This is a genomic window from Streptomyces sp. W1SF4, assembly GCF_003950035.1.
GTDB classification, from domain to species: domain Bacteria; phylum Actinomycetota; class Actinomycetes; order Streptomycetales; family Streptomycetaceae; genus Streptomyces; species Streptomyces racemochromogenes.
In genome coordinates, this window is the sequence record NZ_CP034350.1 from 2935967 (window position 1) to 2955011 (window position 19045).

General features: G+C 74.1%; 11 protein-coding genes. 7 read left to right on the forward strand and 4 right to left on the reverse strand.

Annotation, left to right across the window (positions count from 1 at the left end):
• The first annotated feature begins 165 nt into the window (after window positions 1-165).
• The 5 genes from D1J60_RS13650 (at window position 166) to D1J60_RS13670 (ending at window position 9373) form a co-directional block, all read left to right on the forward strand.
• Complete coding sequence (locus tag D1J60_RS13650) at window positions 166-3294, forward strand: FtsK/SpoIIIE domain-containing protein (RefSeq protein ID WP_125824011.1); 3129 nt, start codon at window positions 166-168, stop codon at window positions 3292-3294.
• Window positions 3295-3398: 104 nt separating this feature from the next.
• Window positions 3399-4784, forward strand: coding sequence for an ABC transporter substrate-binding protein (locus tag D1J60_RS13655; protein WP_125821285.1), 1386 nt, complete (start codon window positions 3399-3401; stop codon window positions 4782-4784).
• A 58-nt stretch (window positions 4785-4842) separates the two neighbouring features.
• Window positions 4843-6123, forward strand: a complete 1281-nt coding sequence (locus D1J60_RS13660) for a sugar ABC transporter permease (protein ID WP_164721056.1) — start codon at window positions 4843-4845, stop codon at window positions 6121-6123.
• The gene (locus D1J60_RS13665) at window positions 6120-6983 is read left to right on the forward strand and encodes a carbohydrate ABC transporter permease (RefSeq protein ID WP_125821286.1); all 864 of its coding nucleotides are present in this window, start codon (window positions 6120-6122) and stop codon (window positions 6981-6983) included. The genes D1J60_RS13660 and D1J60_RS13665 overlap by 4 nt, the downstream gene beginning before the upstream one ends.
• Window positions 6984-7090: 107 nt before the next feature.
• A complete protein-coding gene (locus tag D1J60_RS13670) occupies window positions 7091-9373 on the forward strand; it encodes a bifunctional glycosyltransferase family 2 protein/CDP-glycerol:glycerophosphate glycerophosphotransferase (protein ID WP_125821287.1) in 2283 nt (760 codons plus the stop codon).
• 185 nt (window positions 9374-9558) lie between these two features.
• Here the strand turns inward: D1J60_RS13670 and D1J60_RS13675 are convergent, their stop codons facing one another.
• Window positions 9559-10179 carry a TetR/AcrR family transcriptional regulator gene (locus D1J60_RS13675; RefSeq protein WP_125821288.1) on the reverse strand — a complete coding sequence of 207 codons (621 nt, stop codon included), beginning with the start codon at window positions 10177-10179 and terminating at the stop codon, window positions 9559-9561.
• A 147-nt stretch (window positions 10180-10326) separates the two neighbouring features.
• Between D1J60_RS13675 and D1J60_RS13680 the strand changes: the two genes are divergently transcribed.
• Window positions 10327-11226, forward strand: a complete 900-nt coding sequence (locus tag D1J60_RS13680; RefSeq protein WP_125821289.1) for an ABC transporter permease — start codon at window positions 10327-10329, stop codon at window positions 11224-11226.
• Window positions 11219-12001 (forward strand): ABC transporter ATP-binding protein, encoded by a 783-nt coding sequence (locus D1J60_RS13685; protein WP_125821290.1) that lies wholly within the window; start codon window positions 11219-11221, stop codon window positions 11999-12001. Before D1J60_RS13680 ends, D1J60_RS13685 begins: the two co-directional genes overlap by 8 nt.
• 132 nt (window positions 12002-12133) lie before the next feature.
• Here D1J60_RS13685 and D1J60_RS13690 read toward each other — a convergent pair whose 3' ends face one another.
• The 3 genes from D1J60_RS13690 to D1J60_RS13705 form a co-directional block, all read right to left on the reverse strand.
• Window positions 12134-17101: an NAD-glutamate dehydrogenase gene (locus tag D1J60_RS13690; protein ID WP_125821291.1), complete on the reverse strand. Its 4968-nt coding sequence runs from the start codon at window positions 17099-17101 to the stop codon at window positions 12134-12136.
• Between the two features lie 366 nt (window positions 17102-17467).
• Window positions 17468-18232 (reverse strand): HAD family hydrolase, encoded by a 765-nt coding sequence (locus D1J60_RS13695; protein WP_241253255.1) that lies wholly within the window; start codon window positions 18230-18232, stop codon window positions 17468-17470.
• Window positions 18229-18729: a hypothetical protein gene (locus tag D1J60_RS13705; RefSeq protein WP_125821292.1), complete on the reverse strand. Its 501-nt coding sequence runs from the start codon at window positions 18727-18729 to the stop codon at window positions 18229-18231. The genes D1J60_RS13695 and D1J60_RS13705 overlap by 4 nt, the downstream gene beginning before the upstream one ends.
• Window positions 18730-19045: the final 316 nt, after the last annotated feature.

A 19045-nucleotide genomic window follows, 5' to 3' on the forward strand; every position in this document is an offset into this window, starting at 1 on the left:
GTACGGAACGGCCGGGACGGGAGCCCTGCCTTCCGGCATACCTGAACGGACGACGCGTCCGTGCCGGGCGGGGGGTCGATCGGGCGGGCAGCCACCGCCGTCCCCCTGCCGGGCGCACGCACGCACCGCGCACTGCGCTCCGCGCAGAAGGGACCGCTGACGGCGATGCAGATCCGGCTGACCGTCCTCGGGTCGCGCAGCGGCCACCAGGCCGCCACCGCACCCGCCGGCTGTGACGTGCTCGTCACCGCGCCCGCCGGGACCGCGCTGGCCGCGGTCGCCTCCGGACTCGCGGCGGCCGCGGGCGGCCCCGACACCGGGGGCACCACCGTGCTGTACGCCGGTTCGCGCCGCCTCGACCCGCAGCGCGCCGTACTCGGCGAACCGCCCCTGGTGGACGGGGCGGTGCTGCACCTGCACGTCCCCGGACCCGACACCGCCGCCGTCCCGGCCGCCGACGGTCCGGGCACCCCGCAGCTGCACGTGGTGTCCGGTCCCGACGCGGGCGGGGTCCACCTGCTGCACCCCGGGTCCGTGCGGATCGGGCGCTCGGCGGACGCCGACGTGCCGCTCGACGACCCGGACGTGTCGCGGCTGCACTGCGCGGTGACCGTGCTGGCCGACGGCCGGGTCACGGTCGCCGACCTCGGCTCGACGAACGGCACCACCCTGGACGGCGCCGACGTCGGCGCCGCCTCGGTCCCGCTGGCGCCGGGCGCGCTGCTGCGGATCGGCGAGTCCACGCTCCGGCTCGCCCCCGCGGGCGGCGAACGGCCGCTGGCGGTCGTCCCGGACCTGGAGGGCCACCTCGGCCTGCCGGACGCCTCCGGCGGAGGTACGGGAACCCGCGCGGCCGGGGACACCGGCCCCGGCGACGCCGCCCGCCCCGGCCACTCCGGCGCGCCGGGCGCGGCCCCGGGGGCCGACGGCGGCACGGGCACGGGCCCCGGCACCGGCGGAACGCGGCCCGGCCCGGGTGCGGGTGCCCCCGAGCCCGGTACGGGGCCGCAGGCCCCGGCCGCCGCCGGACCGAAGCGGCCCTTCCCCGCCCCTTCGCGCAACGCCGGCTCCGCCCCCGACCCCACCCCGGGCCCCGGCGTTGCCGGGTCGGCGCCGCTGGGCGCGGCTGCGGCCGAGGCGTACCCCGCCGGCCCCGCGGACGGCGGGGCCAGGCCGCCGCGCCGCCGGGGCGGGATCGGCGCGTGGGCCCGCAAGTGGGTGCGCGGCGACGAGGACGACCCGGGCCGGCCGGCCGATCCGGGGACGCCCGCGCAGGCCGCCCCCGACGAGGACGACCCCGCGGCCCTGCTGCTGGCGGCGCTCGGGCCCACCGGACGGCTGTGGTCGCGCGGGGCCGGGCACCCCCGGTTCATGGAGGTGGGGCTCGGCGCGGGCAGCCGCGTCACGTTCCCCGAATGCGGCTCGCTCGGCGTCGCCGGACCCCGGGCACGGCTGACGGGAGTGGCCCGCTCGGTGATCGCCCAGCTCGCCGCACTGCACTCGCCGGCCCGGCTGGAGATCGTCCTGCTGGCCGCCGACCGCGCCCGGCCCCTGGCGGAACGGCGCCGCGACTGGGGCTGGCTCGGCTGGCTGCCCCACGTCCGGCCCGCGCACGGCCAGGACTGCCGGCTGCTGCTCGCCTACGACCGCGACCAGGCGGCCGCCCGCACCGCCGAACTGACCCGGCGGCTGGAGGACGGCCCGCTCGGCACCGGCTGGGCGGCCGCGGACCCGGCGGCGCTGCGGCAGGCCGCCGCCGGGTACGAGGGCCCGCGCACGCTCGTGGTCCTGGACGGCGACCCGGACAGCGCGGCCCTGCGCGACCTCACCGGCCGCCTCGCCTCGCACGGGGCCGCGGCCGGCATCCACCTCCTGGTCCTCGCGCAGACCCCGGCCGCCACCGCGGCCTCCCCCGTCGCCACGACGTACGAGTCGGCCTGCGCCGCCACCCCCGCGTTCCGGGACTGCGGCCGGATCGCCCTGCTCAGCGGCGACGTGGCCACGGCCGTACGCGGCTTCGCGGTCAGCGGCGGCCGCCCGGTCGCCGCCGGCCCCACGGCGGTCGCCGACGGCGTCTCGGCGGCCTGGGCGGAGCGGTTCGCCCGGGCCCTGGCCCCGCTGCGCGCCGACGGCGTCCAGCCCGGCCCCGGCGCCCCCCGCCCGGCCGCGGCCAACCTCCCGGCGGCGTCCCGGCTGCTGGACGAGCTGGGGCTGGCCCGCGCCACCCCGGCCTCCCTGATGGCCCGCTGGGCGGAGGCCACCGAGCAGGGGCAGGGCGTCGGCGGCCTCGCGGAGGTCGTCCTCGGCTCCGGGCGGCGCGGGCCGGTCGGCGCCGAGCTGGTCCACGACGGCCCGCACCTGCTCGTGCAGGGTCCCGCGGGGAGCGGCCGCACGGAGCTGCTGCGCTCCATCGCCGCGTCCCTGGCCGCGGCGGCCCGCCCCGACCGCCTCGGCCTGCTCCTCCTCGACGGCGCCGGCGGCGAGCGCGGCGACGGTCTCCTGCCGTGCACGGAACTCCCGCACGTGTCGGCCCACCTCGTGGCCTGCGACCCGCTGCGCATGCGCGAGTTCGCGCAGGCCCTCGGGGCCGAGCTCAAGCGCCGCCACGAGCTGCTGGACGGCGTCCCCTTCACCGAGTGGCACGCCCGCCGCGAGCTCTCCGACCGGATGGTCTCGCCCCGCCGGCCGGCGCCCGGCGAGCTGAACGGGGACATCGACTCCCCGCGCACGGGCACCCTGCGGCTGCGCGCCGCCGCCACCCGCACCGAGCCGGCCGCCGGGCCGACCCCGCTGCCCCGGCTGGTGGTGCTGGTCGACGACTTCGACGCGCTGGTGGCCCCGGCGCTGGGCAGCCCCGGCCGGCCCGCCGCCGGTTCGCTGGTGCGGATCCTGGAGGGGGTGGCCCGGGAGGGCACCCGGCTGGGCGTGCACCTGGTGGTGGCCAGCGCCCGCCCGGAGCGGACCGCCGACACCGAGGCGGCCCGGCTGGCGACGCTGCGGGTCGAGCTGGACGCGCCCGACCAGCCGGGGCCGGGCCGGGGGCGGCTGCTGTACGCCGACGGGCGTGCGGTGCCGTTCCAGGCGGGCCGGGTCACCGGCCGGATCCCGCGCACGGCGACCCTGAGGCCGACCGTCGTTCCGGTGGAGTGGGAGCGGATGGGCGACCCGCCGGCCCGCCGCCCGGTGCGCGAGCTGGGCAACGGGCCGACCGACCTCGCACTGCTGGCCAGCGCCCTCGACCGGGCCTCCCACCTGGTCTCGGCGATACCGGTGCCGTTCCCCCAGGCCCCCTGAGCCGCCCCGGCTCCGCGGCGCGCGGTATTGCGGGGGTGCGCGGGTCGGCGTAGACCTTGTGGCACGCGGCACACCACGGGCACGACGGCATCGGGGGCGAAACCATGCGCACACAGCACGGAACCGGCCACACGAAACGCACGGCGGCAAGAGTCTGGGCGGCGCTCGCCGCGGCGGGCGCGCTCGCGCTCACCGCCTGCGGCGGCGGGGACGGCGACGGCGGCGGCACGGGCGGGTCCACTCCGTCCGGGCAGCAGAGCGCCCACACCGTCGAATTACCGAAACTGCCCGGCGAGAAGCTGGAGGTCGCCGCGGTCTGGACGGGGCCCGAGCAGGCGAACTTCACGAAGGTGCTGAAGGAGTTCGAGAAGCGCACGGGCGCGAGCGTCACCTTCGTCCCGGCGCAGGACCCCATCGTCACCTTCCTCGGCACCAAGATCGCGGGTGGTCAGCCGCCGGACGTGGCGCTGCTCCCCCAGGTCGGGGCGCTGACGGCGGCGGTGCGGAACAAGTGGGCGCAGCCGGCGGGCCCGGAGGCGCGGGCGCAGCTGGAGAAGAACTACGCGCCGGGCTGGCGCAAGCTGGGCGCGGTGGACGGCACCCAGTACGGCGTCTACTACAAGGCCGCCAACAAGTCGCTGGTCTGGTACAACGCGAAGGCCTTCGAGGCGGCGGGCGTGAAGCCCCCGGCGACCTGGAAGGACTTCCTGTCGGTCGCCGACACGCTCTCCGCGTCGGGCACGGCGCCGGTGTCGGTGGCGGGCGCGGACGGCTGGACCCTCACGGACTGGTTCGAGAACGTCTACCTGTCGCAGGCGGGTCCGGAGCTGTACGACCGGCTGGCCCGGCACGAGATCAAGTGGACGGACGACAGCGTGAAGCAGGCGCTGACCACCCTGGGGCAGCTGTTCGCCCGCAAGGACTTCCTGGCGGGCGGGACGGCCGGGGCGCTGGCGACGGAGTTCCCGAAGTCGGTGACGCAGACCTTCACGGGCGGGGACCGGCCGGCGGCGGCGATGGTCTTCGAGGGTGACTTCGTGGCCGTGAACATCGCGCAGACCAAGGCGAAGGTGGGCGAGGACGCCCTGGTGTTCCCGTTCCCGGCGGTCGGCGCGAAGCCGCCGGTGGTCTCGGGCGGGGACGTGGCGGTGGCGCTGAAGCCGGGCAAGGGCGCGCAGGCGCTGCTGACGTTCCTGGCGTCGGCGGACGCGGCGGCGGTCCAGGCCCGGGAGGGCGGGTTCGTGTCGCCCAACAAGGCGGTGGACCTGGCCGCGTACCCGAACGACATCCAGCGGGGCATCGCGAAGGCGCTGATCGCGGCGGGCGACGACTTCCGCTTCGACATGTCCGACCAGGCTCCGGCGGCCTTCGGCGGGACGCCGGGCACCGGTGAGTGGAAGGCGCTCCAGGACTTCCTGGCGAACCCGTCGGACGTGGCGGGGACGCAGGAGAGGCTGGAGGCGGAAGCGGCCAAGGCGTTCGGGAACTGACGCCGTGGCGGCGACGGCCAAGCCCGGGGCCCGGCCCCGGGCGCAGCGCCGCCGGGACGTGTCCCGGCGGCGGCTGGTGGCGGCGGCGTTCCTGCTGCCCGCCCTGGTGCTGCTGGGCGCGCTCGTGGTGCAGCCCATCGGCTACTCCCTCTACCGCAGTCTCTTCGACCGCTCCGGCGACGCCTTCGTCGGGGCGGGCAACTACCGGCGGATCCTGAGCGATCCGGTGATCCGTACGGCGCTGCGGAACACCGCCGTGTGGGTGGTGTTCGCTCCGGCGGCGGCGACCGCGCTGGGGCTGGTCTTCGCGGTGCTGACGGAGCGGGTGCGCTGGGGGACCGCGTTCAAACTGGTGGTGTTCATGCCGATGGCGATCTCGATGCTGGCGGCGGGCATCATCTTCCGGCTCGTGTACGACCACGACCCCCAGCGGGGCGTGGCCAACGCGGTGTGGGTCGGGGTGCACGACACCTTCGCGGAGTCCTCCGCCTTCCCGGGAGCCCGTCCGGGCCGGGACTCCCCGCTGGAGCCCGCCGGCGGCGGTGCGCTGGTGACGCGGGGCACGGTGCGGGCGGGCGAGCCGGTGCTGCTTCCGCTGGTCGGGGTGGCGCCGGAGGCGCTGCCCGGGGGAACGCGTGCGGCGGGGCGCGCCGCGGTGGTGCCGGGGAAGGTGACCGGCACCGTCTGGCAGGACTTCACCCGGGGCGGCGGCGGCCTGCCGAACGTGGTCGACCCGGCGGAGTCGGGCCTGTCCGGGATGCGGGTGGAGGCGGTCAAGGACGGGCGGGTGGTGGCTTCGGCGACGGCCGGCCCCGACGGCACGTTCACGCTGCCCGCGGCGGCCGACGGGGCGCGGCTGCGGCTGCCGGAGTCGAACTTCCGGGCGGCGTACGCGGGGGTGGAGTGGCTCGGCCCGGTGCTGGTGACCCCGGCGGTGATCGGGGCGTACGTGTGGATGTGGGCCGGGTTCGCGATGGTGCTGATCGGGGCGGGGCTGGCGGCGGTGCCGCGCGAACTGCTGGAGGCGGCGCGGGTGGACGGGGCCGGTGAGTGGCAGGTGTTCCGCCGGATCACGGTGCCGCTGCTGGCGCCGGTGCTGGTGGTGGTCCTGGTGACGCTGGTCATCAACGTGATGAAGGTCTTCGACCTGGTGTTCGTGATCGCTCCGGGCGCGGTGCAGGACGACGCGAACGTGCTCGCGCTCCAGCTGTACCGGACGTCCTTCGGGACGGACGCCGATCCGGGGCTGGGCAGCGCCATCGCGGTGCTGCTGCTGGTGCTCGTGGTGCCGGTGATGCTGCTGAACATCCGGCGGATGCGGAAGGAGGCCTCCCGATGAGCACCCCGGCGAGAACCGCGCCGCGCGTCCTGCGGCGGCTGGCGGGGAGCGTGCTGCTGCGCGCCTTCCTGGTCCTGGCCGGACTGTTCTGGCTGCTGCCCACGCTGGGTCTGCTGGTGTCCTCCCTCCTGTCCCCCGACGACCTGAACCGCGGCGGCTGGTGGCGGGCGCTGACCGAGCCCGCGCGGCTGACGGCGTCCAACTACGCGCACCTGCTGGAGAACGACACCATCACCGGCTCGCTGCTCAACACGGTGCTGATCGCCGTCCCGGCGACGCTCCTCGTCCTCGTCCTCGGCGCGTTCGCGGGTTACGCCTTCGCCTGGCTGGAGTTCCCGGGCCGGGACTGGCTGTTCCTGGTCGTGGTGGGGCTGTTGGTGGTCCCGGTGCAGGTGGCGCTGATCCCGGTGTCGGAACTCTTCGGTTCCATCGGCCTGTTCGAGACGACGGCGGGGGTGGTGCTGTTCCACACGGCGTTCGGGCTGCCGTTCGCGGTGTTCCTGCTGCGCAACTTCTTCGCGGAGATCCCCCGCGAGCTGCTGGAGGCGGCCCGGCTCGACGGGGCGGGCGAACTGCGGCTGTTCGCACGGGTGGTGCTGCCGCTGGGCGGGCCGGCCATCGCCTCGCTGGGCATCTTCCAGTTCCTGTGGGTGTGGAACGACATGCTGGTGGCGCTGGTCTTCGCCGACTCGGCGCACCCGCCGGTGACGGTGGCGCTCCAGCAGCAGGTGCGGCAGTTCGGGAACAACATCGACGTGCTGGCGCCCGGCGCGTTCCTGTCGATGGTGGTGCCGCTGCTGGTGTTCTTCGCCTTCCAGAGACAGTTCGCGACGGGGGTGATGGCCGGCGCCGTGAAGTAACCCACCGCCACCGCGGCGACCGGGTCCGACATGGGGTGTTGACGCTGCGTAACCCGAATGCCGCACGCTGCGTAACCCGATCGCCGCGCGCGCGGTTCCTGGGCAATATGCCCGCGCCGACCCATGGATGTGCCGTGCCCCGGTTCAGCGTCATCGTGCCCGCGTACAAGGTTCAGGCGTACCTCCAGGAGAGCCTGGACTCGGTCCTGTCCCAGTCGTACCCGGATCTGGAACTGATCGCGGTCGACGACGCCTCCCCGGACGCCTGCGGTTCGATCATCGACGAGTACGCGGCCCGCGACCCCCGGGTCACCGCGGTGCACCTGGCGCACAACCTGGGCCCGGGCCCGGCCCGCAACGCGGGTCTGGCCCGGGCCTGCGGCGACTACCTGCTCTTCCTCGACGGCGACGACGTCCTCACCCCCGGCGCCCTCCAGGCGGTCACCGACCGGCTCAAGGCCACCGGCTCCCCCGACGTCCTGGTCTACGACCACGCCCGCACCTCCTGGACCGGCGAGACCGTCCGCGACCGGTCCGCGCACCGGCTGTCCGAGGAGGGCCCGGCCAGCTTCCGGCTCGCCGACCGCCCGGGCCTGCTCGGCATGCCGATGGCGGCGGGGAACAAGGCGTACCGGCGCGAGTACGTGGAGCGCGAGGGCCTGGAGTTCCCGCCCGGCTTCTACGCGGACACCCCCTGGACCTACCCGGCGCTGCTGGCCGCCGAGTCCGTGGCCGTCCTCGACCGGGTCTGCGTCCACTACCGCCGGCGCCGCACCGGCTCGGTCACCACCACCCTCAGCCGGCGCCACCTCGACGTCTTCGACCAGTACGACCGGGTCTTCGGCCACCTCGCCGCCCGTCCCGAGCTGGACCGCTGGCGCCCGGCCGTGCACCGGCGGATGGCCGAGCACTTCTGCGCCGTGTACGCGGACCCGCGCCGCCTCCCGCGCGCCGCCCGCGCCGAGTTCTTCGCACGGGCCTCGGCCCTGCTGCGCCGCCACCGCGTCCCGGGCGGCCCCGGGTCCCTGCCGCTGTCGCTGTCCCGCGCCGACCGGCTCCGCCACACCCTGATGCGCCTCGGCGCCCGGCGCGCCTACGGGCTGGCCTCGGCCGTCCGCGCCGCCTCCCTGGCCGCGGGCCGCGCCGGGTCCGCGCTGGGGCGGGGGCTGCGCGAGAGCGCCCTGCGCCTGCACTACCGCGTGCAGCGGCTGCTGCCGCTGCGGCCCGAGCTGGCGGTGTTCACCGCGTACTGGCACGGCGGCTACGCCTGCAACCCGGCGGCGATCGAGGCGAAGCTGCGGGAGCTGGCCCCGCGCATGCGCACGGCGTGGATCTGCGACCCCCGGCACGCGGCCACCCTGCCGCCCGAGACCACCCCGCTGCGGCCGGGCTCGGCCGCGTACTGGAGCGCCCTGGCCCGGGCCGGGTACCTGACGACGAACGTGAACTTCGACCGCGCCCTGGTCAAGCGGCCCGGCCAGATCCTGCTCCAGACGCAGCACGGCACCCCGCTCAAGCGGGTCGGCCTCGACCTCCAGGACCGTCCGGCGGCCACCCCGACCACGGACTTCGAGGGGCTGCTGCGCGGCGCCGACCAGTGGGACTACCTGCTGTCCTCCAACCGTCACTCCACCCTGGTGTGGGAGCGGGCCGTCCCGGCCTCCTACACCACCCTGGAGTACGGCTACCCCCGCAACGACCCCTTCCACCGGGCCGGGCAGGAGGAGGTCCTGGCCCTGCGCGAGCGGCTGGGCATCGCCCCGGGCACCACCGCGATCCTGTACGCCCCGACCCACCGCGACTACCGGCGCAGCCGGCCCGAGCACCTGGACTTCGAGCGGGTCCTGCGGGACCTGGGCCCGCGCTTCACGATCCTCGCCCGCACGCACCTGACGTACGCGGGCACGGAGTCCGCCCGGGACCCGCACCCGAGGCTGCTGGACGTCTCCGCCCACCCGTCGGTGGAGGAGCTGTGCCTCGCCTCGGACGCGCTGGTCACGGACTACTCGTCCCTGATGTTCGACTACGCGTCCCTAGACCGGCCGATCGTGATCCACGCGGACGACTGGGAGGCGTACGAGGCCGCCCGCGGCACCTACTTCGACCTGCGCGCCTGTCCGCCGGGGGCGATCGCCCGCACGGAGGACGAGCTGGTGGACATCTTCGCCACCGGCCACTGGCAGGGCTCCCGCTCGGCCCAGCTGCGCACCGCGTTCCGCTCGCGCTTCTGCTCGTACGACGACGGCCACGCGGCCGAGCGCGTGGTCCGCCGCGTCTTCCTCGGCCAGTCCACCCCGCTCCCGGCGATCACCCCCCTGGAGGACCGCCGCCCCGCTCCCCCGGCCTCGGCTCCGGACCTGACGCCCCTCGCCACCGGCCTCTGGCCGTAGCCCCGCCATCCAGCCCCGCCGTCCAGCCCCGCCGGCGTTTGAGGCGCGGGGTCCGGGGCGGAGCCCCGGGAGGGGTCCGGGCGCAGCCCGGGGAACGGGCGAAGGGCGGGGAGGGGACCTCGCCTCGCGCGGCGGCCCCGGTCAGGCCCGCCACCCCGCCCGGCCAGGGCCACGGCACCCGGCGGCTAGCCGACCCGCAGGCCCGCCACCACCGAGCGGGCCAGGCCGTCCAGGTACGCGGCCGGCACGGCGTCCCGCACCACGACCTGGCGCCAGTACAGCGGGCCGATCACCAGGTCCAGGGCGTGGTCGGGGTCCGCGCCGGGCGGGAGCTCCCCCCGGGCGACGGCCTCGGAGACGATGCCCTCGGCGAGCCGCCGCTGCCCCTCCACCAGCGCCCCCCGCACCGCGTCCGCGATCTCCGGGTTCCTGGCGGCCTCGACCAGCAGGTCGGGGATCACCGCCGAGGCCACGGGGTGGCGCAGTACGTGTGACATGACCTCCAGCAGGGCGCGTACGTCCCCGTAGAGGGACCCGGTCGCCGGCACGGGAATGCCGTCCGCGGCGACGGCGCCGATCAGGTCGAGCACCAGGTGCAGCTTCGACTTCCAGCGCCGGTACACGGCGGTCTTGCCGACCCCGGCGCGCCGCGCGATGCCCTCGATCGACATCCGGGCGAAGCCCACCGCCGCGAGTTCCTCCACCACGGCCGCCCGGATCGCCTCGGTGACGTCCTCGCGCAGGACGGCGGCGCCGGCGGGAGCGCGGCGGGCGGCGGCGGGTGCGGCGGCGGAGTCCTTGGTCATGCACAGAGCATAGCGGCGACGCCGTCACCTGCCCGTCACGACGATACGGTTGCGTTCCGACGACCCACGCCCTACTGTCACCGTAGCGACGATACGGACCCGTCCCATCGTCAGGCGACGCCCCAGACCTCCGTCGAAAGCGACCCCGTGACCACCGTGACCCCAGCGGCGCCCGCGCCGCCCTCCCCCGCGGAGCTGGCGGCAGCCTACGGCCTGACCGTCAGCGGCGCCCGCCCCTCCCTCCCCCGCTACGTCGCGCAGCTCTGGAACCGCCGCCACTTCGTGACGGCGTACGCGACCGCCCGGATGCACGCCACGTACAGCACGGCCAAGCTCGGCCAGGTCTGGCACCTGATGACCCCGCTGCTCAACGCGGCCGTCTACTACTTCGTCTTCGGCATCGTCATGCGCGCCAGCCACGGCGTCCCCGACTACGTGCCGTTCCTGATCACCGGCGTCTTCGTCTGGGACTTCATCGGCAGCTCCGTCAACGCCGGCACCCGCGCCGTCCACAGCAACCTCGGCCTGGTCCGCGCCCTGCACTTCCCCCGCGCCAGCCTGCCCATCGCCTCCGTGGTCCAGCTCTTCCAGCAGCTGCTCGTCACCATGGCGGCCCTGGTCGTCCTCCTCCTGGCCTTCGGCCAGACCCCCTCCGCCTCCTGGCTGATCGCGGTCCCGGCGCTCTTCCTGATGGCCGTCTTCTGCGCCGGCTGCGCGATGGTCATGGCCCGCATCGGCAGCAAGAACCCGGACGTCAGCCAGTTGATGCCGTTCGTCCTGCGCACCTGGATGTACTCGTCCGGCGTGATGTGGTCCATCGACACCATGCTCAAGACGGACCACCTGCCGCACTGGGTCTCGCTGATGCTCAAGACCAACCCGGCGGCCGTCTACATCGACCTGATGCGCTTCGCGCTGATCGACAGCTTCAAGGCGGGCTCGCTCCCGCACCACGTGTGGCCGATCGCCATCGGCTGGGCGCTGCTCGCCGGCGTCGGCGGCTTCGTCTACTTCTGGAAGGCAGAGGAGGAGTACGGCCGTGGCTGACACCGACACCCGTGTCCCGACCGTCATCGCGGACGAGGTCCACGTCGTCTACAAGGTCCACGGCGCAGGCCGCAAGGGCAGCGCCACCGCCGCCCTCAGCCGGATCTTCTCCCGTCGGCCCGCCCCCGGCGTCCGCGAGGTCCACGCCGTCAAGGGCGTCAGCTTCACCGCGTACAAGGGCGAGGCGATCGGCCTGATCGGCTCCAACGGCTCTGGCAAGTCCACCCTCCTCAAGGCCATCGCCGGCCTCCAGCCGGTGGCCCGCGGCGCGGTCTACTCGCACGGCCAGCCGTCCCTCCTCGGAGTGAACGCGGCCCTGATGAACGACCTCACCGGCGAGCGGAACGTCGTCCTCGGCGGGCTCGCGATGGGCATGACCAAACAGCAGATCCGCGAGCGCTACCAGGACATCGTCGACTTCTCCGGCATCAACGAGAAGGGCGACTTCATCTCCCTGCCCATGCGCACGTACTCCTCCGGGATGGGCGCCCGGCTGCGGTTCTCGATCGCGGCCGCCAAGGACCACGACGTCCTGATGATCGACGAGGCCCTCGCCACCGGCGACGCCGCCTTCCAGCGCCGCAGCCAGGCCCGCATCGAGGAACTCCGCGCCCAGGCCGGCACCGTCTTCCTCGTCAGCCACTCCATCGGCACGGTCCGCGAGACCTGCGACCGCGCGATCTGGCTGGAGTCGGGCGTCCTCCGCATGGACGGCCCCTCACAACAGGTCTGCGACGCGTACGAGGCCGCCAGTTCCAGCCCCGCCGGCGTTTGAGGCGCGGGGGTCCGGGGGCAGACCCCCCGGCAACGGCGCCGCACCCGAAGACGTCAACGGGCCGGGCCCGGAACCCCAGATGGGGGTCCCGGGCCCGGCCCGTTCCGCTACCGCCAGCGCCAGCGCCAGCGACTACGCGTGGGACCGCAACAGCGACCGCATCGTCCGCATCGCCACCGACAGGTTCGCCAGGTCGAAGTCGTCCGAGCCCCGGATCTCGTCCAGGGTCGTCCGCGCCCGCCCGATGATCGCCGCGTTCTTCTCCTCCCACGCCTTGAAGCGCTCCTCGGGAGTGGAAGAGCCGTTGCCCACCGACAGCACGTCGGCCGTCAGCGCGGCGTGCGCCGCGAACAGGTCCTCACGGATCGACGCGCGGGCCATCGACTGCCAGCGGTCGGACCGCGGCAGCTCGATGATGCGGTCCATCAGCTGCGTGATGTCCAGACGGTCGGCCAGGTCGTAGTACACCTCGGCGACGGACAGCGGGTCCACGCCCGTCCGGTCCGCGATGGCGACGACGTCCAGCGTCGGGAACGCCGACGAGAAGCCGGCCACCTTCGCCGCGAGCTCCTCCGGCACGCCCTCGCCGGTCAGCTCGTCCAGGATCGACTGGTACCACTCCAGGTCCGCACCGCGCACCAGCTTCGGCAGCTCCGACCAGACCTCCGACACCCGGGCCCCGAACAGCTCGATCGTCTCGGTGATCTGGAGCGGCTGCGGCCGGTTGTTCAGCAGCCAGCGCGTGGCCCGCTCCACCAGGCGCCGCGAGTGCAGCCGCACCCGGGTCTGGACGTCGGCCGGGACCTTGTTGTCCAGCGCCTCGACCGCGTCCCACACCTCGGCCAGGCCGAAGATCTCACGGGCCGCGAGCTGCGCCCGGACGATCTCCTCCGTGGAGGCGCCGGTCTCCTCACGCAGACGGTGCAGGAAGGTCGAACCACCGGTGTTGACGGTGTCGTTGACCAGCAGGGTGGTGATGATCTCCCGGCGCAGCGCGTGCCCGTCGATCTGCTCCGGGAACTTCGCCCGCAGGGCGCCCGGGAAGTACGCGTGCAGCAGGCGGCGCAGGTACGGGTCGTCCGGCAGCTCGGTGTGGATGAGCTCGTCCGCCACCGTGATCTTCGTGTAGGCGAAGAGGACCGCCAGCTCCGGCTGGGTCAGGCCCTTGCCGGTGTTGAGCAGCTCGCGGATCTGCCGGTCGTTGGGCAGGAACTCCAGCTGGCGGTCCAGCAGCCCGTCCCGGCCCAGGCGGCGCATGAAGCGCTGCTGGGCGTGGAGCAGGCTCGGGGCCTGCGCGGAGGCGTTGGCCAGGGCCGTGTTCTGCGCGTAGTTGTTGCGCAGCACCAGCGAGCCGACCTCGTCGGTCATCTCGGCGAGCAGCTTGTTGCGCTGCTTGACGGTCATGTCGCCGTCCGCGACCACCGCGTTCAGCAGGATCTTGATGTTCACCTCGTGGTCGGAGGTGTCCACGCCCGCGCTGTTGTCGATGGCGTCGGTGTTGACCTTGCCGCCCTCGCCGCCGGCGCCGGTGCGGGCGAACTCGATGCGGCCCAGCTGGGTCAGACCCAGGTTGCCGCCCTCGCCGACCACCTTGGCGCGTACGTCGGAGCCGTTGACGCGGATCGCGTCGTTGGCCTTGTCGCCGACGTCGGCGTGCGTCTCGGCGGTCGCCTTGACGTACGTGCCGATGCCGCCGTTCCACAGCAGGTCCACCGGAGCCTGCAGGATGGCCTGCATCAGCTCGGCCGGGGTCATCTTGGTGACGCCCGCCTCGATGCCGAGGGCGGCCCGCATCTGCGCGTTCACCGGGATGGACTTGGCGCTGCGCGGGTGGACCCCGCCGCCCGCCGACAGCAGCGCGGTGTCGTAGTCCGCCCACGAGGAACGCGGCAGCTCGAACAGGCGCCGGCGCTCGGCGTACGAGGTCGCCGCGTCCGGGGTCGGGTCGATGAAGATGTGCCGGTGGTCGAAGGCGGCGACCAGGCGGATGTGCTCGGAGAGCAGCATGCCGTTGCCGAAGACGTCGCCGGACATGTCGCCGACGCCGACGACCGTGAAGTCCTGGGTCTGGGTGTCGTGGCCCAGCTCGCGGAAGTGCCGCTTGACGGACTCCCAGGCGCCGCGGGCGGTGATGCCCATGCCCTTGTGGTCGTAGCCGGCCGAGCCGCCCGACGCGAAGGCGTCGCCCAGCCAGAAGCCGTACGACTCCGCGACGCCGTTGGCGATGTCGGAGAAGGTCGCGGTGCCCTTGTCGGCGGCGACGACGAGGTAGGTGTCGTCCTCGTCGTGGCGGACCACGCCCTTCGGCGGCACGACCTCCCCGCCGACCATGTTGTCGGTGATGTCGAGCAGCGCCGAGATGAAGATCTTGTACGAGGCGATGCCCTCGGCGAGCCACGCGTCGCGGTCCACCGACGGGTCCGGCAGGTTCTTCGCGACGAAGCCGCCCTTGGCGCCGACCGGCACGATCACCGTGTTCTTGACCATCTGCGCCTTGACCAGGCCGAGCACCTCCGTACGGAAGTCCTCGCGCCGGTCGGACCAGCGCAGACCGCCTCGGGCGACCTTGCCGAAGCGCAGGTGGACGCCCTCGACGCGCGGGGAGTACACCCAGATCTCGAACGCGGGGCGCGGGGCCGGCAGGTCCGGGATGGCCTGCGGGTCGAACTTCATCGACACGTACGAGTGCTGCTCGCCCGCCTCGTCCAGCTGGAAGAAGTTCGTCCGCAGCGTCGCCTTGATCAGCGTCAGGAAGGAGCGCAGGATGCGGTCCTCGTCGAGCGAGGCGACCTGGTCCAGGGCCCCGTCCAGCTCCTCCATCATCGCGTCGATCAGCTCGGTGCCGGCGGCCTGACGGCCCGGCGACATCCGCGCCTCGAAGAGCGAGACCAGCAGCCGCGTGGTGTGGACGTTGTTGCGGAGGGTGTCCTCCATGTAGTCCTGGCTGAAGGTGGAGCCGGCCTGGCGCATGTACTTGGCGTACGCGCGCAGCACGACGGCCTGGCGCCAGGTGAGGCCGGCGCCCAGGACGAGGGTGTTGAAGTTGTCGTTCTCGGCCTCGCCGGTCCACACGGCCGCGAAGGCCTCCTGGAACCGCTCGCGCGCGTCGTCGCCGAGGTACGCGTCCCCGTTGCCCGGGGACGTCGGCATCCGCAGACCGAAGTCGTAGATCCAGGCGCTGACCCGGTCGCTGCGGCGCAGCTCGTACGGCCGCTCGTCGGTGACCTCGACGCCCAGGCGCTGCAGGACCGGCAGGACCGCGGAGAGGGAGACCTGCTCGCCCTCGCGGTAGATCTTGAAGCGGCGCTCGCCGGGGCCCGCGCCGACGGGCTCGTACAGCGACAGCGCGAAGGGGCGGTCGCTGGCGGACAGCTTCTCCAGGTGGCACAGGTCGGCCACGGCCGCGCGCGGCGAGTGGTCGGCCTTGTAGCCCTCGGGGAAGGAGGTGCCGTACTTGCGGCTCAGCTCGGCGGCGCGCTCCTCGCCCAGCTCGGCCGTCAGCGCCTCGCCGAAGCCGTCGGCCCAGGAGCGGGCCGCCTCGACCAGGCGGGTCTCGACGCGCTCGACGTCGGCGTCGGTCAGCAGGGGCAGCTCGGTGCCCTGCGGGACGCGGACGACGAAGTGGATGCGGGAGAGGATCGACTCGGTGTTCCAGGCGGTGAAGTCGACGCTGGTGCCGCCGAGCTCCTCCCTCAGGATGTCCATCAGCCGCAGCCGGACACCGGTGGTGAACCGGTCGCGCGGCAGGTAGACGAGCGCCGAGTAGTAGCGGCCGTACTCGTCCTGGCGCAGGTACAGCCGCAGCCGACGGCGCTCCTGGAGGTACAGCACGGACGTGGCGATCTCGCGGAGCTTGTCGACCGGGGTCTGGAACAGCTCGTCGCGCGGGTAGGTCTCCAGGATCTGGAGCAGGTCGCGGCCGTCGTGGCTGGACGGCGAGAAGCCGGCGCCCTCGAGGACCTCGGCCACCTTGCGGCGGATCACCGGGACGCGGCGCACCGACTCGGTGTACGCGGCGGAGGAGAACAGGCCGAGGAAGCGGCGCTCGCCCACGACGTTGCCGTCGGCGTCGAACTTCTTCACGCCCACGTAGTCGAGGTACGAGGGACGGTGCACGGTGGCGCGGCTGTTGGCCTTGGTCAGCACCAGCAGGCGGTGCTCGCGGGCCTTGGCTCGGGCGTCGGCGGGCAGCCGGTTGAAGGACGGCGAGACGGGGTGCGCGTCCTCCTGGCCGCGGTGGACCGGGTCGGAGCGCAGGATGCCCAGACCGGTGCCGGGCACGGCGGAGAGGGCGTCGCCGTCGACGAGGTTGTACTCGCGGTAGCCGAGGAAGGTGAAGTGGTCGTCCGACAGCCAGCGCAGCAGCTCACGGGCCTCTTCGAGCTCGTACTCGCGCAGGTCCGGGGCGGTGGGCTCGTTCGGCAGCTCTTCGGCGATGCGCAGCGCGGCGTCGCGCATCTTCTCCCAGTCCTCGACGGCCTCGCGGACGTCGGACAGGACGCGCAGCAGGTCTCCGGTGATCTGCTTGAGGTCGGCCTTGTCGGTCTCGCGGTCGATCTCGACGTGGATCCAGGACTCGACGAGGGAGTCGTGGGGGCGCGCGGTCTTGGGACCGTGGGCGTCGCAGTCGGGGCCGAGGATCTCGATGAGCTTGCCGGTGACGTCACGACGCACGACGACCTGCGGGTGGATCACGACGTGGATGCCGCGGCCCTGGCGGGACAGCTCGTTCGTCACGGAGTCCACGAGGAACGGCATGTCGTCCGTGACGACCTCGACGACCGAGTGGCTGGAGGTCCAGCCGTTCTCCTCGACCGTGGGGGTGTGGACCCGGACGCTCGCGGTGCCCTGCGGACGGGTCTCGGCGAGCCGGTAGTGGGAGAGCGCCGCGCCGAACACGTCGACCGGGTCCCGGTCGGCGAGGTCCTCGGGGGCGGTGTGCAGGTAGTAGCGCTGGAGGTAGGAGAGCGTCGTGCCCGGGTCGGGGCGCTCGCCGTGCTCGGACCCAGTCGGAAGTAGCCCCCCGGCCGGGCTGTTCTCAGCTACCCGTGCCGCCCGCGCGAGCAGCTCGGCCTTTGCTTCGTCCAGCTTGGTCTGCATGTCCTCTGGCTCCTGTCGCGCGCCATTGCGTGACGTAGGTGGTGAAGGAAGGAATGACAAAGCGCCGCGATGAGGCGGGATGTCCGTCCGGATCGGTTTTCGACGCCGCGGCGTCGGGAGGGCCGCCGGGGAAGGCTTCGACCGTGATCGACAGGTCCCGGCGGCGGGGATCAGCGAAGGCCCGGCCGCGGAGGCGCGCCGGGCGCGGGTCGGGGGCGTCAGTGCCCCCGAGGACTATCGCGCTGATCACGGGTACAAGGCTATCTCGCCCCACCCCCCGGTCGTCATTCACTGCATCTGTACAAAACCGGGGGCAAAACCTGGACACTCTGGCCAGAGGCGTGGCCGGAACGGTCCGTTACCGGCCTATCCGGCCAGCTCACGGGCCATGGCGACGGCCTCGGCCAGGCTGTCCACGACCGGGACCCCGGCGGACTCCAGGCTGGCGCGGCTGTGCGACCCGCCCGTGTACAGAACGGCGTACGCGCCCACGTGCCGCGCGGCCGTCGCGTCGTCCACGGCGTCACCCACCAGGACCGTACGGCGAGCGGTCACCCCGGCCGCCTCCAGTGCGGCCATATGGCGTACGAGGTGCCCCGCCTTGGACGTGTGCGAGGGCCCGACGCGGCCGTCGACGCGCAGGAAGTGCACGTCGATGCCGTGCTCCCGGACCAGGGGCACGAGCTTCTCGTGGGGCGCGAGGGACAGCAGGGACTGGGTGAGCCCGTCCGCCTGCCACCCCCGCAGCAGCTCCCGCGCCCCCTCGGTGAGCCCCGCGTCCTCGGCGGCGGCCCAGTAGTGGCGGTGGAAGGCCTCGTCCATCACGGCCCACTCGGCCTCCGTGGGCAGCCGGCCCATCAGCCGCTCGTAGAACTTCGGCACCGGCACGACGTACAGCTCGCGGTACCGCTCCAGCGTGAGCGGGGCGAAGCCGAACTCGGCGAAGGAGGCGTTGGTCGCGGCTATGACGGCGTCGATGTCGTGCAGCAGGGTGCCGTTCCAGTCCCACACGATGTGGGCTCCAGCGGCGTTCGACCCGGCGTTCGTCGGGGTGCTCGTCGCGGCGTTCGTCGCGGCGTTCGTCGCGGCGTTCGTCGCGGCGTTCGTCGCGGCGTTCGTTTCCCTGCTCATCCCAGCAGCCCCGGGATCTCCTGCACCCCGAACCACAGCAGCTCGTGGTCCTCGGCGCCGTCCACGGTGAACTGCGCGTCGTCGTCCCCCGCGTCGGCGGCCGCGAGGGCCCCGGCGGCGGCCGCGACGTCACCTTCGGCGTCGTCGGCGTCGGCGTGCACGGCGGCGGCCGCCTTCAGCCGCACGGCGGCGCCCAGGGTGACCTGCCCGAGGGCGGCCTCGTCCAGCCCGGGCACGGCGGTGGCGGCCTTGTCGTCGACGTCGACCGCCACCACGACCCGCCGGCGGGGGGCGGCCGCGTCGGCGGCCAGCAGGCGCAGCGAGGCAAGGGCGGCGCGGCTGAGGGCGGCGTACTCCAGCTCCTCGACGTCGTCCGACACGTACCACTCGCGCAGCCCGGGCGTGACGGCGTACGCGAGGAGCGGGGCGGGCCCCAGCTCCCCCGCCTTGTGCGCCTCGGCGAGCCCGGGGAGGGTCAGGGGGACGTACACGCGCATGGCCGGCTGCTTTCGGTAGTCGGAAACGCCCTCAGGATACGACCCGGTCCCGCCCCCGGACCCGACGCCCTCACCCCTCCGCACCGCCACCCGCCACGGCCGGCAACCGCCGCGGGCGGTGCACTTACGGGGGCCGGCGCGCCCGTCCCCCCGGGGGTCGGCAGCCTGCCCACGGGGAGGCCCGCGGCGCCGGCCCCTGCGGGGGCGGGGCCCGGGGCTACAGCGCGCGCCCGGCCGGCGCCCGGCGCCGCGGCAACCGCCCACGGGACGCCGGGCCGCGTTGGCCCCTACGGCAGTGGCCCTGGACTACAGCGCC